This is a genomic window from Chryseobacterium indologenes, assembly GCF_002025665.1.
Taxonomy (GTDB): Bacteria; Bacteroidota; Bacteroidia; order Flavobacteriales; family Weeksellaceae; genus Chryseobacterium; species Chryseobacterium metallicongregator.
The window spans coordinates 842,175-859,680 of sequence record NZ_CP018786.1 but is presented as its reverse complement, the minus strand read 5'-3'; the positions used below and the strand labels follow the sequence as shown (position 1 = coordinate 859,680).

Genomic DNA, 17,506 nt, shown 5'->3' with positions numbered 1-17,506 from the left:
TTACTTTAGCGTTTTGGGTAATTTGTTACGGTAAATTTAGATAATTATATTGGGTGGAGAAATATAATTATTAACCAGTTATACATATAAAAGCCACTGCAAAAACAGTGGCTTTTTGTTTTACTCACGAATATGAGCGAAACCCTTGTGCCAGCGGGCGGAGAGGCTTCATTAAGTGAGTAAAGGCAGCTCTGAAGTGCCTTTACTCACTTAATGAAGGTGGTATAGACACTTAGGATAATGGTTAGAGAAACTCTATGAGTGGCTGGAAACCGTTTATAAACCAGTTGCCGACACTTTACTACGTATGGCCGGAATATTTTACCGGACATTTTTTAACCTTTACTTTACAGAATGTATTATCTTTGAATCTTCACAAATTGATTAAAGAATGGACTACAAAATACATCAGGGAAGAAATGTAAAACGTTTCAGAGAAATGCTGGGCATCAAGCAGGAAGCACTGGCGCTGGACTTAGGTGAAGACTGGAACCAAAAAAAGATCTCTTTACTTGAACAAAAAGAAACCATTGAAAACCAGCTGCTGGAAAAAATATCCGAAGTACTGAAAATTCCTGTAGAAGCTTTTCAGAATTTTGATGAGGAGCAAGCTGTGAATTTAATTTCTTGTACTTTTTCAGATAATGCAATGTTTAATAATAGAATTGAAGTCCAAAATATCAATCCTATTGATAAAATTGTTCAGCTTCACGAAGAAAAAATAGCTTTGTATGAGCGTATGCTGAAGGAAAAGGATGAAATGATGAGCAGACTGGAAAAGCTGCTTGATAAATAATAGAGCTTATAAAAAATACACTTTTAATAAAACGAAAAACCACTGCTGTGCAGTGGTTTTGTTTATTTGTGGGCACGAGCGGGACGCTCGCGCCAGCGGGGGAAAGCATTATCAATTTTTACCCAATGATTTCTTGTACATAATCATCAGATTTATAAAAATCACTCAGTTTTTGACCACAAAAGGGGCAGTAATTTACGACCATTCTCATAGTCTTTTCATCATTTACACTTATTTCATAACCTGAAGTAATGACAAATCCTTTTTCGTCGGCTTTAGGATCTAGTAAAAGCATTTTTTTTCTAAAATCACCAATGTATTTTACAATTCTAAAATTGAGACTTGCTTTATTTTGTGGTCTATTAAAAAAACTTAATCTCTCACAACAAAAATTTTTATTTTCCATTTTATTTATTTTATCTTTAAGGAATATGTGATATACCTAGCTTATTTAAAGCTTCGACCAAATCTTTCCCTGTGAATAGATATTCATTAAAAGTACCTGAGATTCCCATATGCTGTCCGGGACTAATTGATAGTCTTTGAGTATGTTCCAAAATGTATAGCCCAGATCTACTAATTTGGTATTGATTGATTGTTCCTCCATTTTTAATATAACTGGCTGCATATTCAACATTATCTGTTAAAAACAAAAATTCACTTCCAACTTCAGATCCACTAGTTCCTCTGTATAATGTAACAAGAGGATCAAATTCATCGATAGAAGAAAGTATTTTAGATATTCCATTTCCCGTCTCCTCTGCTGCCGCAACTGCATTAGCTGCTTTTGCAAGTCTACCATACCCTCCAAACATATTATAACCACCACCACCGAAGTCCTGCATTATTTCTATGTGGGAACTATTCATTAGTCTAAAAGACCTGTCCAGACTAGATTCTCCTTCATTATAAAAAGGATTATCACGTCGTGCGCGGTATTCAGCCATATGATTATAATTGGCTCCTTGTATTAAACCAAATAACCTGCTCCCGCTGGCACTATAATCTTCTGGTATTCTTTCTGCTGGACCAACTTCTAATTTAATTTTATTGTTGTTCCCACCAAATAACCACCTAATGGCATTACCTATACTTTTCCAAAAACCAGGTTTAGGCCCCTGCATAGCTCGAGAACTTCCACCATGATCTCCACCATTCCACATGGTTTTGAAATTATTACCAAATCCTGCACTTTCATAAGAACTGCCAAACCAACTGCTTCCAAGGATAGTACTGTTTTGATCAAATTTCCAATGTAATGCAGACACATTTTCTCTTCCATCCGGATCAATAAACATCACAGGATTATTATAGGCATAGGCATAAGTACTCCATCTTCTGGATGTTTCTGCCAGCGGATCTATTACACCCCATCTTCCAAGGTCAGGCATATACATTCTTGCCCCATAATCATACATTCCACTTTCCTGAAGCTCCTTTCCGTTGTACTTGTATTGATAAGCATTCTGCGTCGTAGCGGTATAATTATGCATCATTCCGAAAGGATAATAATTATTCACTTCTACTATTTCACCAGGCTTCCAATCATCAATACAAAATTTTCCTGTACAAATGGAGGTATAATATCTTCTTGGCTGGATGATCCCGTCCTTATTGGTGTCTGTATAGCTAAGTCTTACATTTCCGAGATGATCTGTATAGTTATAGACATAGCGTTCATTCAGTACATCGTAATATCCTTCTGCTGTGGGAATGATCCTTAGTTTTAAAACCGGGATCTCATTCGGATCAGGCTGGAAAATTCCTTCTCCATTCCATGATTCTATTTGGAAGGTAGATTTATACTGAAACCCGTCCAGATAATCCGTTTCTATATCTCCAAAGAGCTTCTTTACCTTTACACCATCCGCTCTGTAGGTATATTGGGTTACTTTAGCGTTTTGGGTAATTTGTTGCGGTAAATTTAGATAATTATATTGGATAGCAGAAATACCTTGATCAGGGTTGCTGATCATATTTCCGTTTCCGTCTGAGTTGTCATTATCATAGCCTATGGTTCCGGGATTAGCCATATAAGGATAGCCTGATGGGTTCTGTTGCTCATCGGTAACCCTGATCAGTTTATTTCCTGTGTAATCGTACTTCAGATTATCTATGGCCAGAGCTGTTGTATTTCCAATGACCAGTTCTCCGGATCTTTTCAGTCTCGTGATATTTCCGTTCAGATCGTATTCCATACTTTCAAAATACTCTTTCGCCGTTTCTTTCCCTGCCTTTTGGTAAAAGCCTGCAGAAAGTCTGTTTAAGGCATCGTAAGAATAGCTGTATCTTTTCAGAGGCTCATTTTCTTCTGTCAGAGTCTTCCAGGATATTTCGGCAATGTTTCCGTTAAACCTTGGCTTCACCTTCAAATTAGGATAATCAGGATTAGGAGTTTCCAGCCCTTCTACCTGGTTATAGTTCATCTTATATCCAAAAAGATCATTCCCAAGATTAGCAGGATCATTGATCTGAGTCATCCACCCTCGGATATTATACTGGTAGTCAATCGTCTGAAGAGGCTGGGATATCTGGGTTCCGCCCACTTTTTTATTTAAAAGCTGAGAAAGCTCGTTATAGGTGTTTTGCGCAAGGATCTCTACGGTATTATTATCAATCTGATGCTTGTGTACCAGCAGTCTGCCCTGGCTGTCGTACTCATAATTTTGGGTAATGGTCTTTTCAGGATCACCAGTCAGCCTTTTATGGTAAGCTTTGGTTTGTTTAATAAGTCCTGAAAAATCGATTTCAGACTCAGTTTTGGTATATCCTCCCAAATGATTAATCGTGTGCGATCCAACTGCTCTTCCTTTGGTATCATACCAGATATAGTTCTTTGTCCAGCCATTATCTTCAATATTCCTTACATAAGCAGCTGTAGGCAGGGTTTTCGTACTGATCACACTGTTTTGGGCATCCTGAGAAAGAATATCCTGCCCCATTACCTGAGTGGGTGCTGCAGGAGTTCCAGCAGGATAAGTATCATAATAATTAACACTTAGCACCTGACTGACAGTGGTAGGTGTGGCAAGTTTAGTATAATAAACAGCCATGCCATTTAAGGTCAGTCCTGCTGTTGCAACCCTGGTTTCATATAAAACAGTATTGATATTGGCACTGTTTTGTATCGTTACCCTGCTTGCTGTATTATTTGTAATTCCTGTATAAATAATTCTTCCAAACTGGTCATATTTGGTAAAAAACCATTGCCCTTTTCCTTTAAGCGCTGCATCCTGAGTCAGAATAATCTGATCAGCTTTGTTATACACCAAGTATTCCCAGCCTTTCCCCGGTAGTTTCTTTTCTACCAGTCTGTTCCATCCGTCATAACGGTATTGGTAACAAAGATTATCCAGGGTGGATGCAGAAACCGCACCGGAAACAGAAGCCAACGGCGGAAGAGTATATGCCAATTGGTTGAATTCATTATACACATAATAAGTATCCGCCTTTTCGGTAGCGCTGAGCATTTTTCTGGCAAGAATCATTTGTCCCTGTTTGTTGGTAAACTCTATGGTAACATTGCCGTCTTCATCGGTTACCATGTTTTTGGCTAAAGTATTAACAGCGTAGTTTCCATTGTTGGAAAGAATACTGTTTGTTCTTCCTTCTACCCATGTGGTTGTCACAGTATATTTTGTGACCTCACCATCTTTGTTAGCATCATAAGAAAACATGATAGGATTATTACTCCAGGCATTTCCTAAAGGAATCTGCTGTTGTATTCTTTGCAACGGAGAGTTTTCCACGAGTTTCTCAGAATAGATCTTTTCATTACCGTATAAAGAGGAGGCATTGGCAAGCGGAGAGGGGTAAAACGCTCCGTTTTGTGTTCCTGTCTGTGGTACCGGAAGATAATCTTTTACCTGTCTTCCATAGTTATCATATTCTATGTGGCTTACCACATCATTTCCCAAAGGAGAAGCTTTAATGGCTACGCCCTGTACCGGCCTTCCCCAGCTGTCAAAATACTGTACGTTTTCTGAAGTTTTGGTACAATCGTTATTCAGACATGTTTTGCTGTAAATATAATTTTCAGAAGCCGTTAGGTTGGTCTGCGCAAAGCTGAATGTCACAAACAACAGACTGAGTATATTTAAAAAATTTTTCATGGTATGGTGCTTATTGTTTGTTGTGATACTGATATTCTTTTACAGTTTTATACGAGATATTTCCTCCTGCATCTTTTTCCATTTTTTTTGCCTTCTTCAGTCTTCCTGCATCATCGTATTCATACACTTCCCTGAAACCTGATGGTGGAGTTGTACTGGTCATCCCTACTAAAGGATCATAGGTATAGGTGGTAACAACATAATTTGCCAATGCCGGATTTTGCCTGAACGTATCAAGGGCATTAATGAGATTTTGTTCTGACTGTTGTGGAGTTATTCCCTGAGGCTGGATATAATCGTCATTGGAAGCATTTACAATAGCCGTGATAGCAGACTGCGGGATGTCTGATAACTTGGCTCTGTCTATTTTGGCAATGAGTTGTGTTTTATTATATCCATAAATGAAGGTCGTGGAAATTCCCACAGCGGATGTTATCTGCTGAAGATTTCCTTTATCATCATACAAATCAAATGTTCCGGTTTCCTTCTTAGAACCGTCTGCAATATTGGTTGCCAATACAGAGGTAGGCATCAGAAGAGAAGGATTACTGTATAATGTTTCTCCTCTGGACAATATTTTCCCGTTTTTCTTTTCTTCTGTAATCACAGGAACCCCTGTCATGTAGGCATTTTCAAGTTTCTGGTAAGCAGACAGTCCTATCGGATACGTATAAGTCTTTTCAGCAATATCACCATCTGTAGTCATCTTTGTATAGACGGGTTTTAAGTTAGAACTGCTGACTGTAGTTTCAGATTTACTTTCCAAAAATCTTCCTCCCGGGTAGAACGCCTTATTGGTATTGATGCTTTTCTTTATGTAGGCGGGTTTTGAAGTCATTTTGGAACCTGCTACAAAGCTATATTCGTTATCTGAAAAATTATCCAGTTCATAATCATACAATTCTGTGGTCAGAAGGGTATTCTGATCATCATAATTTTCTTTTTTGGAAAGCAGTCCTCCTTTGGTGATATTGTAATAAGGCCAGAAATATTCAGGAGATGATCCTCCTACGGTTTGCTGCTTCGGATAATCATCCGGATTTTTGAATGAATAACGTACAGACCCCTTACCTGCTTCTGAAACTTTTACATTTTTATATAGGGTATACGTAGTCCCCATATCTTCTTCACTGTCTTTCTCATTTTCAAATAAATATCCGCTTGCACTGTCAGGCAGATCAAAAGAATCATAGGTATAATTTACAGTTCTCTGTGGAGCTGTGTCATTGATATCTTTATAATACTTAATATTTTTAATCCTCGAATGTCCTACTGGTTTTGCATTTCTGAAAGGTCCCGGGTATACCTTTACTTCCGAACTGCTGAAAGTTCCATTGGCTTTTGCTTCTCCAGTACGCACGATTTCCAGAGTATAATCTCCCGGATAAGCATTCAGATTATATATTTGGTTATATAGATCATAAGTAACGGTAAAAGTGGGAATAATAACTTCAGTTCCTCTTTTTAAGGTAATCTTTAGATTATGTTCTTTAGGTGGGAATGGTGGTGGTGGAGGATCGGGACGTTCATAATCTGTAATATTGAGGACAAATCGGAAGTTTTTCTTTACCTGTTGATTTCCCGGGATATTGAAGTTATAAACCAGAGATTGTGTGGTATTAATCGTACCACTGTTAATAGCAGAAAAATACTGAATATTGGGATAAGATATCTCACTGGTTCCTACAAGACCGGCAAGAAATGCAGGATCATTAAAATTAAAATACAGTTCTCCGGGTTCATAGTTGTATTCAGCTACACCTCCCGTAGGAGATATCATTTTTTTTAATGCTCCATCCCCTGAAGGATAGGTGTACACAAAAGTATTTTTTTCTATAGGAGTGCCATTTTTATCATTTTTAATAACAGAATTCAGTATCCTTTTCTTCTGTGCAGCAGCAGTTCCTACAGAAAGCATGGTATAATTAAATGCATAAGAATACAATGTTTCTCCGGCAGGGTTTTTCATGTATATTTTCTGTAAACTATAGGGATCACTAGTAGCCTCTGCATTGGCATCTTTGTTTTCCAGCGTTTCATCATATACATAGTCAAATGCTACCTGCCCTTTGCGGCTGGTAATGCTTTTGATTTTATTCTGCTGGAAGATTAAGTATTGATTATTGGTTCCTTTGTATTTTGTTTTTTTATCATAGGTTACCGCCGCTGTTTCTACTCCGATAGGATTCAGAATACGGGTAAGGTAATATGCTGTTTTGTATTCATTTCCCATAAAAAACTCTCCACAGCTATATCTGGCCGCATCAAAATCTGTAAAAATATATTGGTATCCGTTATCTGCGGTAATGGTAAAACTATCTGCTTTAAAAGTTGCTGTATTACTGTTCCTTACATAATCAATTTTGACATGGTTAGGGGTAAGATTAATCAGGGTAAACGTATTATTTACGATATCCCTTTTTATAGTGAACTTTCCGGATAATCCCGGAAGATTATAGTAGTAGATATCATCAAATTCATTTTTCAGATAATTGGCAGAACTTGCATTATCATAGCATTCATCCAGTCCGTTAATAATCTTTTTATAGATGACGGCAGCTCCAAAGAATGACCAGCCTGCTCCCACATCACTCGCTGTACCGGACTGATAAATACTTTCTGTATTATAACCTAATCCCATTGGCCATGCCGTATCATCTGAAAGCGGTGCATTCAGAAGAGGAAGGCCGATTTCAGGAAGCCCTGAGGATAATGACATGGGTACATCGGAATAACGGGACATGGCTGCCATGGACGGTGACGCAACAGGAGTTGTTACAACATCTCCGACACTTTGCTGAGAATATCCCTTTTGTGCCATCATGGACAATAAGGATACTAGTATCACTTTTCTTCTCATCTGTTTATTTCTTAATTAATTTGGCATTCGCCGTTTTGTTGGTATCAGTTTTTATCGTCACCAGATAAGCTCCCTGTACCAAAGCCTGGGTATTGATCTTTGTGACTCTGTTTTTGGTTTTTATACTTTGAAGCTGCCTTCCGCTCATGTCATATAACAGAATATCAGCTTCTTTAAAGTCGTTGAAGCCAATTTCTACGTAAGCATAATCTGAAACAGGGTTGGGATAGATTTTGATATCGTATTTTTCAATCAGCTGATCAACCTGTTTGTCTCCCAGTTTCACGATTTTCCAGTTCTCTTTTCCGAGTTCTTCTGCGCTGGTTCCTGCCAGAATAATCGAACCGTCTCTGTTCAGTTTTAAGTCGGAAAGTCTTTCTTCTTTTTGTCTGGACTCTCCCTTTACGTGTTTTCTCCACTGCTCATTTCCATTCTGGTCCAGATAGAGCATCCAGAAGGTTTCATCATCCGTTTGTATTCTTCCTTCAGCCTGAGTATAACCTCCCAACAATATTCCTTTTGTAAAGTCTTGATTCTTGGTTCTTGCATCTTGGCTCTGAATCACACTCATTCCCATTAGAATATCTCTGTTTTTGAAATTGTAAGATTTCTGCCACTGCTCGTCTCCTCTTTCATTGAGAGCAATCAGCCAAAGGTCTGTTCCTTCTTCCAATCCAACGGTTTTGCTTCCTGATCTTTCTGATCTTGATTCTCCGCCAATGATGAAACCTGTTGAAGTTAAAGCCAAAGTTCTGACATGATCATCTCCTTTTCCTCCAAAATTCTTTTCCCATTCTACTTTTCCATTTTTGTCGAGCTTTACGATCCAGTAATCACCCTCACCGAAGTTTTCAGTTTGTTTCGAGTTTCGGGATACGGGGTTCGGGTTTTGAACGTTTGATGCAGAACCCGCACCTCGCATCCCGGAACCTTGTTCAGATCCCGAATCACGAACCTCGGAACTCCTCGAATAAATCCCAAGTAGCGCACCTCCATCTCTCGTTGGAATCATCTTTTCCACTTCATCCAAGCCTTTTCCGCCTAAAATTAATTGAGAAAGTTCTTTTCCGTCTTTGTCTAATCGGGTAATTGAAACATCTTTTGACCCGTATCCTTTGGGTGAGTTCTGTATATTCCCGGCCACAAAGAATCCTAAATCGGTAGTTTGAATAACAGATCTTGCTTCTTCATCAGAAGAACTTCCCAGAGTTTTCTGCCACAATTCATCCCCGAATTCATTGATTCTGATCAGCCAGATATCTGAACCGCCTTTGGAATCGTCTTTTTTGTCTAAGCCTTTTCCTGAATAGGAAGTTCCAGCTAAAAGAAATCCGCCATCCTGTGTTGTGACCGTAGCAGATAAATAATCATGGTTTTGTCCTGAAAAATATTTCTCCCAGACTTCCTGTCCCTGCTGGTTAAGTTTTACCAGATGAAAATCGTAACCGTTGTTTTGCTTACTGCCTGAAGCCTGTTGCTTATTGCTTTGAATAGAACTACCTGTGATCAGATACTGCTGATCAATGGTTGTGGTGACCTGGCTCAGAAAATCCTGGGTAGAGGATTGGATGTCTTTTTGCCACACCACTTCCTGAGCAGATGCGCCCAGAACCGTGCATAAGGTAAATGCACCGAGATAGAATTTTTTCATTCCCGTGTTGTTTTTTGAGTTAGTAATTAGTTTATTAAAACGAAGCGAATTTAACACTTTTTAAGATACGAAAATCGAAATACTTCAACCTGCTATAAATCATACTATTAATAATCAAATTTACTTTATGTTGTATTACAATTTATCTTATTATAATGCAAAAATATCTATCCGCAGCGACAGAACATGTCGTGTTAAAAATAAAAAGGGCCAACTCAAAAGAATTGACCCTTCCAAAAAACATTAACTGTTTATTGATAGAATTATGATGTTTTATTTCCAGCCTCCACCTAAACTTTTATAGATGTCGACTACAGTGCTGAGCTGTTTTTGTTTTGCTTCGATAAGCTCCATTTTAGCATCTAAAGCATCTCTCTGGTTCAAAAGCACTTCAAGATAATCTGCTCTTGAATTACGGAACAACTGATTGGCAATATCAATAGACTGATCCAGGGCTCTGGTTTCCTGTGATTTCAACTGATAATACTGATCTATATTTTTCACCTTTGACATTAAATTGGCAACGTCCAGATAAGCATTCAAAATGGTTTTGTCATATTCGTATAATGCCTGAACCTGTTTTGCATCTGCTGTCTGAAAATTGGCTTTTATCGCACTTTTGTTAATAAGTGGTCCAGCCAGCTCGCCCACAAGATTATAAGCAATCGATTCAGGTAATTTAACAAGGTATGAAGGCTTGAACGCTTCCAATCCTAATGTTGCAGAAATTTCCAAAGAAGGATAGAATTCTTTTCTTGCTGCTTCCACATCCAGTTTTGAGGCCTTCAATTCCAACTCTGCCTGTTTGATATCAGGACGGTTGGCTAATAACTGAGATGGGATTCCGGTATACACTGTGGGAGGAATGGTAGACATAAAGTTTTCCTTTGTTCTCACAATTGGCTGTGGATATCTTCCCAGTAAAGCATTAATTTCATTTTCCTTCTCCGTGATCTGCTGGCGGATTGTATATTCTGCTGCTTTGGATTTCGCAAGTTCTGCTTCAAATTTTTTCACAGCGAGTTCCGTTGCCGCAGCCGCTTCTTTCTGAATTTTGGAAATTTCCAATGCTCTCTGCTGAAGCTTGATATACTGCTGTATAATATCCAATTGATTATCAAGCGCCAATAACTCATAATAATTATCTGCAACTTCTTCAATAAGATTAGATAAAACAAAGTTCTTCCCTTCCACTGTAGAAAGATAATGGGCCACTGCAGATTCTTTCTCAGTTCTCAGTTTTTTCCAGATATCAATTTCCCAGCTTGCATTTAATCCTGCTTCAAAATTCCCAAGAGGATCCGGCATTTCTTTTCCGGGTTCTATTTCTGTGGTAGCATCACCAGCTCCTTCACTGGTATAGCGGCCGGATTTTTTCAATCCCGCTCCTATTCCAGCAGAAACCGTTGGAGTCAATCTTCCTTTTTTAGCTAAAACACCACTTTTAGCAATTTCAATCTCCTGAAGAGTGATCAGAAGCTCCTGATTATTTTTTAAAGCAGTTTCAATAAGCGTTACAAGGTTGGGATCAGTAAAGAACTGTCTCCACGGTGTTGTTCCGCTATTGTTGTTAGCATCCTGCTGTTCTTCCTGATTAAAGTTCTGAGGAATATTTTCTTTTACCTCGTCTTTTATAACAGTCGCCATCGGTGTCTTACAACTTGCAAGTACAAGTGATAAGGCAATGGCTGCGATTATATTTTTAGTCTTCAAATTTTCCATCATGTTCATAAGGTTCAGTTTGTTCTGTTAAAGGATTCTCTTCTTCATATCTGGCCAATCGTGACTTATCTGCAATTGTTCCGAAGATATAATACAGTCCGGGGATAATCATCAATCCGAAAATAGTTCCGATTAACATTCCTCCTGCTGCTGCAGTACCAATGGTTCTGTTACCGACCGCTCCCGGTCCTGTTGCGATTACCAGAGGAATCAACCCAGCAATAAATGCAAATGATGTCATCAAAATCGGACGGAAACGGATTGCAGCTCCTTCAATAGCAGCCTTTGCCACAGGGATTCCTTCTTCTGCCTTTTTCTGAACGGCAAATTCTACAATCAACACGGCATTTTTACCCAGAAGTCCAATAAGCATGACCATCGCCACCTGTGCATAGATATTGTTTTCCAATCCTAATAATTTTAAGCATAAAAATGCTCCGAAAATACCTACCGGAAGGGATAAAATAACCGGTAACGGAAGGATGAAACTTTCATATTGTGCCGAAAGAATCAAGTAAACAAATCCTAAACATACCAGGAAGATAAATACGGCTTCATTACCACGGCTTACTTCATCTTTAGAGATCCCCGCCCAGTCGATACCAAAACCTCTTGGAAGTGTCTTATCCGCAACTTCCTGAATGGCCTTGATGGCCTGTCCACTACTATATCCAGGTGCCGGAGTTCCACTTACCTCTGCAGAGTTATACATATTATGTCTGGTAATTTCGGATAGTCCATATACTTTTTCCAATCTCATAAAGTCTGAGTATGGAACCATCTGGTCTTTATCATTTTTAACATACAGTTTCAGCAGGTCAGTTGGCAAGGCACGGTATTGAGGACCGGCCTGAACAATTACCTTATAGGGTCTGTCAAAGCGGATGAAACTCGTTTCATAGTTGGAACCGATCAATGTTGAAAGGTTATCCATCGCTTTTTCAATCGTGACTCCTTTTTGTTCTGCAAGATCATTATCAATTTTCAGCATATATTGTGGGAAACTCGCAGAATAGAACGTAAATGCTGATCCAAGCTCCGGACGCTTCTTAAGCTCCTTCACAAAGTCATTACTCACCTGCTCCATTTTATGATAATCTCCACTTCCCGCTTTATCCAGCAAACGAAGTTCGAAACCTCCTGCAGCTCCATATCCCGGAACGGAAGGTGGTTGGAAGAATTCTATATTAGCTCCCGGAATATTTTTGGCTTTTTCTTCCAGTTTTTCAATGATTTCTGCAGCAGATTCTTTACGTTCTTCCCAGCTTTTAAGGTTGATCAGACAGGTTCCGGAGTTTGACCCAGTACCTTCCGTCAAAATCTCATAACCGGCAAGAGAAGAAACAGACTGTACCCCATCAATATCCTCAGATTCCCTCAAAAGTTCTCTGGCAATCTGGTTTGTTCTTTCCAATGTAGATCCCGGAGGCGTCTGAATAATGGCATAGATCATTCCCTGATCTTCAGCCGGGATAAATCCTGAAGGTAAAGAGTTACTCAGAAAGAATGTACAGGCACAAAACGCTAACAACAACGGTAATGTTATTGTCTTTTTCGTTACTGTTTTATTCAGCATCTTCTCATATCTCCCAGCTCCTTTCGTAAACAGATTGTTGAATTTATCAAGGAAAATAGTAATCGGAGTTTTCTTCTTCGCCTTTCCATGATTATTTCTTAAGATCAAAGCACATAAAGCCGGCGTCAAAGTAAGCGCCACTACCCCTGATAAAATAATGGATGAAGCCATTGTAATAGAGAACTGACGATAGAATACCCCAACCGGCCCGGACATAAATGCAATCGGAATGAATACCGATGCCATTACCAATGTAATTGCGATAATTGCTCCACTGATCTCATGCATAGCTTCTTCAGTAGCCTTCAATGGAGAAAGATGTTTTTCTTCCATCTTGGCGTGAACGGCTTCAATAACTACAATCGCGTCATCTACCACAACCCCGATCGCCATTACCAAGGCAAAGAGGGAAATCATATTCAGGGTAATTCCGAAAGCAGACATTACCGCAAATGTTCCTACCAATGAAACCGGAACGGCTAATGCCGGAATCAATGTTGAGCGCCAGTCACCAAGGAATAGGAATACCACGATAGCAACCAGAATAAAGGCTTCAAACAAAGTATGGATTACTTTTTCCATAGATGCATCCAGGAATCTTGAAACGTCATAACTGATATCGTAATGCATTCCCTTAGGGAAGTTATTTTTTTCAAGATCTTTCATCAATGCTTTCACATTTTTGATAACGTCACTTGCATTGGATCCATAGGATTGTTTTACCGTGATTGCTGCTGAAGGTTTTCCGTTCAATGTGGAATAAATATCATACATGGAACTTCCAAACTCTATATCGGCAACATCTTTCAGCCTTACAGATTCTCCGTTCGGTTTTGCTTTTAAAATAATGTTTCCGTAATCTTTTTCATTATTGAAACGACCTGGATATTTTAATACATACTCGAAAGACTGAGAACGTTTCCCGGAACTCTCACCCGTTTTACCCGGGGAAGCTTCCAAACTCTGCTCATTCAGAGATTCCATTACTTCATCTGCTGAAATATTATAAGCTGTTAATCTATCAGGCTTAAGCCAGATACGCATGGCATATTCACGGGTTCCCAGGATATCGGCAAAACCAACACCGCTTACCCTTCTCAATTCAGACATTACGTTGATATCTGCATAGTTGAAAAGGAATTTCTGGTCAGCTTTAGGATCATCGCTGTACAGGTTAATATACATCAACATGTTGGGTTCTTCACGCGTGATCTTTACCCCTTCACGCACTACCAAAGGCGGAAGTTTATTTACCACTGAAGATACACGGTTCTGCACGTTTACTGCAGCTACATTGGGATCTGTTCCCAGATCAAATACAATCTGAATGGAAGCTTCCCCGTCATTTCCGGCATCCGAAGTCATATATTTCATACCTGGAACTCCATTTAATCCTCTTTCCAAAGGAATTACTACGGATTTAATCAACAATTCGTTGTTAGCTCCGGGATATTCTGCGGTGATATTTACTTTAGGCGGAGAAATGGATGGGAACTGGGTCACCGGAAGTTTTACCAATGACAGTATTCCCATAAATACAATAATCAATGAGATTACTATAGACAGAACTGGTCTGCGAATGAATTTCTTAAACATACTGTTTCACTTTAGAGACCACTACTCTGCTTTTAGTTTCAATGATTGAAGAACTTTCTTAGGATCCTGGAATTTTGTTTTCACTTTTTGATCATCCTTTACTTTCTGAACTCCTTCAAGAAGGATCTGATCTCCTTTTGAAATTCCTGATCCTACCACATACAAGTCCTGCAGTTCATAGGCTACTTTGATATTTCTGGATTTTGCCACTCCATTTTTATCAATTACAAATACATATTTCTGATCCTGAATTTCATAGGTTGCTTTCTGTGGAATAATCAATGCATTATGAACAGGCATAGACATCTGCACTTTTCCGGTTTCTCCGTTTCTCAGAAGTTTGTCAGGATTAGGGAATTTCGCACGGAAAGCAATATTTCCGGTTTCGTTATCAAATTCACCTTCAATCGTCTGAATTTCTCCTTTTTGTGTATACGTTTCTCCATTTGCTGTAATCAAAGAAACCTGGTTACTGCCTCTGTCTGCAGCATGAGTCTGATAGCTTAAATATTCAGGTTCTGAAACGTTGAAATAGGTGTAGATACTTGTGTTGTCTGATAACGAAGTCAACAAATCGCCTTCATCTACAAGGCTTCCCAATTTCAGTGGAATTCTGTTAATAATCCCTGAAAACGGTGCTTTGATATCAGTAAAAGACAGATGGATCTGAGCCAGTTTCATTTCTGCATTGGCAGCATCCAATTTAGCTTTTGCCATTGCTCTTTCATTTTTAGAAACGATGTTGTTTCCTGCCAGTGTACTTGCATTTTTAAGCTCAATAGAAGCTTGTTCTACTTCTGCTTTTGCTTTTAATAATTCTGCCTGATACAGTTTAGGCATAATACGGAACAATGTTTGTCCTGCCTGTACGTATTGTCCTTCATCTACAAAGATTTTTTCCAGGAAACCTTTTTCCTGAGCTCTCACTTCAATGTTTTTTACAGATTGAATCTGGGCTACGTATTCTTTGTTGATTACGGTATCCATTACCACAGGGGACGTCACCGGATAGACGGTAACTTCTTCTTTTTCTTCTTTTTTCTTATTGCAGCCAACCGCCAACAAAAGGGCACTCAGCGCAATTCCCGAAGCAACTCTTTTTATCATAATTCTAGAGTTTATATAAATCGTTAATGTTTTGATAGAAATAAAAAATGGTAATAAAAGGAGTACGATGTGATGATTACCGGCATACACAACGCAAGTACTTTCCACCCGGAATCAGGCAGAAAATAAATAGAACGGAAAATTTTTAAATTCTAATAGAGCGGATAAGAATAAATCTTTTGGTTGCTAAACCAAGAACAAAGCCATGAATATCCGGTTTGGATCGTTTATAGCTTTTTAATCCAAAAATATAGACTAAAGAGAAGACTCCGGCAAAAACAATAACAGCCTGCCATACATCAGAAAGCTGGAAATCATCTTCGGTAAGTTCTAAAGTGGAATTGTCTACATTATCGGCCATCTGCTGAACAGAGAGTTTTTCAAAAGTCTGATTCAGGCGGTTGGCTCTTTTCGGCATATGATGAGAAACATGACCGTTATAATCGTTTCGGAGCGTTTTAACATCAAGTCTGCTTTCTACTACAAAGAGCAGAAAAAGACCGGTTAAAAAATATACTACGAAGTTTCTCATTTTGAAGTTGCAAATGTACACCCAGATTATGATATTACCATCATGGATTAACAAAATTTAACTCTTCTTTAAAATACCTGAATATTAAAAAATGATAAATATTAAATATTTCGTTTATTCAAGCATAATTCGAGCAACCCTGACATCTCATCTGTGCAAGTTTCAATTTTCAAATATCAAGCCATTTTTTTTGATTTAAGGAAATTTTAATTTTAAAGTTGTTGCTTTTTTGAACATTTTAAGTGACCTGGTACTCTATTTTGAAAATTTCATTAGGCAAACCTAAACTTTATCATGAATTATAATTATTAACATTAACTTATTGTTACTCTCTTCTTTTTGAATTATTTTTGCCGAAAATTAACACAACAAATGAAAAATGAAAAAAAACAACATTATACTACTGAAAACAAGTTCGTTAAAAACCCTGAATTAACAACGGTTATCCTTAATCTTCTTCAATAATTATTACTTTCTGTTTTGTGAATTTTGTTTCCAAAAACAGTGAGTTAAATTATCTAAAACTTTAATTTTCTGTTAGTTTATGAAAAATTAACATATATTTATTAAAAATATTTGTAAATTTATATAGCATTAACATCATAATTCATGAAACACTTTAAAATCACTTATCACTATGAAAAAATTATTATTACCAGTCCTTTTCGGATTGACCATTATTTCCCTAACAGCGTGTAAACATCCCGGAAAAGAAGCTGAAACCATTACTGCTGTTGCTCCAGAAAATACAGATGACATTTCAAAAAATGTGTATGTTGACAGCTATGGAGAAAAAATAGAAGTCACAATCAACAACACCAAAAATACAGCAACAATACATTTAAACGGCAAAACTTTTGACCTTAAAAAAAGTGATGCCTTACCTGAATATACTGCCTCCAATGAAGAGTATCAATATTCTGATATTAAAGGAAATATCACCTTCCTGAAAAAGAATGTAGATATGGTTCTGTTCCATCTTAAACAGGCAAAAAAAGAATCTGGTCCTGCAAAAATGGCATCGTATTAGCATAGGGATTAGCAATTCAAATTAAAAAAATAAACATTATGAAAAGTTTATATTATTATTTATCGGCACTTGTTCTCGCAACATTTTTAGTTGTTTCATGTAAAACACAAAATGCTCAAAAAGCAACTACTGATATTACAGGAAAAACATGGAAACTTACAGAGCTTAACGGAAAGCCGATTGAACTGAAAAATCCTAAAAACAATCCTTATTTTAAACTCGAAATGGATGGTATGAGATATCAGGGACATGCAGGATGTAATGGTTTGGGAGGAACTTTTGAGATCAAACCTGAAATGATGAGAATTAAATTCAATCAGGGAATGTCTACCATGATGGCTTGCGAGGATCTTGATATTGAAAATCAATTTACCAAAGCAATTCTTGCAGCAGACAATTACTCAGTAAACGGAAATACACTTACTTTAAACAAAGCAAGAATGGCTCCTTTAGCTAAATTTGTTCTTCAGTAATTGAATCTCACTTAAATAAAAATAGAATACGCCTCATCATGATGAGGCGTA

The 17,506-nt window shown here is 38.0% G+C and carries 12 protein-coding genes; 4 read left to right on the top strand and 8 right to left on the bottom strand.

Annotation, left to right across the window (positions count from 1 at the left end):
- Nucleotides 1-257: 257 nt before the first annotated feature.
- Complete coding sequence (locus BUE84_RS24350; RefSeq protein ID WP_158521343.1) at nt 258-425, top strand: hypothetical protein; 168 nt, start codon at nt 258-260, stop codon at nt 423-425.
- Nucleotides 392-796, top strand: a complete 405-nt coding sequence (locus BUE84_RS03940; protein ID WP_079240577.1) for a helix-turn-helix domain-containing protein — start codon at nt 392-394, stop codon at nt 794-796. The genes BUE84_RS24350 and BUE84_RS03940 overlap by 34 nt, the downstream gene beginning before the upstream one ends.
- A 118-nt stretch (nt 797-914) precedes the next feature.
- Here the strand turns inward: BUE84_RS03940 and BUE84_RS03935 are convergent, their stop codons facing one another.
- The 8 genes from BUE84_RS03935 to BUE84_RS03900 all read right to left on the bottom strand — a co-directional run bounded on the left by BUE84_RS03935 (nt 915) and on the right by BUE84_RS03900 (nt 15,952).
- On the bottom strand, nt 915-1,202 hold the full coding sequence (locus tag BUE84_RS03935) for a hypothetical protein (protein ID WP_079240576.1): 288 nt from the start codon (nt 1,200-1,202) through the stop codon (nt 915-917).
- 16 nt (nt 1,203-1,218) lie between these two features.
- Entirely contained in the window at nt 1,219-4,908 is a 3,690-nt protein-coding gene (locus BUE84_RS03930) for a DUF6443 domain-containing protein (protein ID WP_079240575.1), read from the bottom strand.
- A 10-nt stretch (nt 4,909-4,918) separates the two neighbouring features.
- A complete protein-coding gene (locus BUE84_RS03925; protein WP_145953206.1) occupies nt 4,919-7,768 on the bottom strand; it encodes a hypothetical protein in 2,850 nt (949 codons plus the stop codon).
- Between the two features lie 4 nt (nt 7,769-7,772).
- The gene (locus tag BUE84_RS03920) at nt 7,773-9,419 is read right to left on the bottom strand and encodes a T9SS type A sorting domain-containing protein (protein WP_079240573.1); all 1,647 of its coding nucleotides are present in this window, start codon (nt 9,417-9,419) and stop codon (nt 7,773-7,775) included.
- A 273-nt stretch (nt 9,420-9,692) separates the two neighbouring features.
- Nucleotides 9,693-11,150, bottom strand: a complete 1,458-nt coding sequence (locus BUE84_RS03915) for a TolC family protein (RefSeq protein ID WP_079240572.1) — start codon at nt 11,148-11,150, stop codon at nt 9,693-9,695.
- A complete protein-coding gene (locus BUE84_RS03910; protein WP_079240571.1) occupies nt 11,122-14,313 on the bottom strand; it encodes an efflux RND transporter permease subunit in 3,192 nt (1,063 codons plus the stop codon). The genes BUE84_RS03915 and BUE84_RS03910 overlap by 29 nt, the downstream gene beginning before the upstream one ends.
- 21 nt (nt 14,314-14,334) lie before the next feature.
- Nucleotides 14,335-15,417: an efflux RND transporter periplasmic adaptor subunit gene (locus BUE84_RS03905; RefSeq protein ID WP_034693811.1), complete on the bottom strand. Its 1,083-nt coding sequence runs from the start codon at nt 15,415-15,417 to the stop codon at nt 14,335-14,337.
- Nucleotides 15,418-15,565: 148 nt separating this feature from the next.
- Nucleotides 15,566-15,952, bottom strand: coding sequence for a hypothetical protein (locus BUE84_RS03900; protein ID WP_079240570.1), 387 nt, complete (start codon nt 15,950-15,952; stop codon nt 15,566-15,568).
- A 637-nt stretch (nt 15,953-16,589) separates the two neighbouring features.
- On the opposite strand from BUE84_RS03900, the gene BUE84_RS03895 reads away from it, so the two are divergent.
- Together BUE84_RS03895 and BUE84_RS03890 are read left to right on the top strand one after the other, a co-directional pair.
- On the top strand, nt 16,590-16,982 hold the full coding sequence (locus tag BUE84_RS03895) for a multicopper oxidase domain-containing protein (RefSeq protein ID WP_079240569.1): 393 nt from the start codon (nt 16,590-16,592) through the stop codon (nt 16,980-16,982).
- A gap of 38 nt (nt 16,983-17,020) precedes the next feature.
- Nucleotides 17,021-17,455: an META domain-containing protein gene (locus BUE84_RS03890; RefSeq protein WP_079240568.1), complete on the top strand. Its 435-nt coding sequence runs from the start codon at nt 17,021-17,023 to the stop codon at nt 17,453-17,455.
- Nucleotides 17,456-17,506 lie beyond the last annotated feature (51 nt).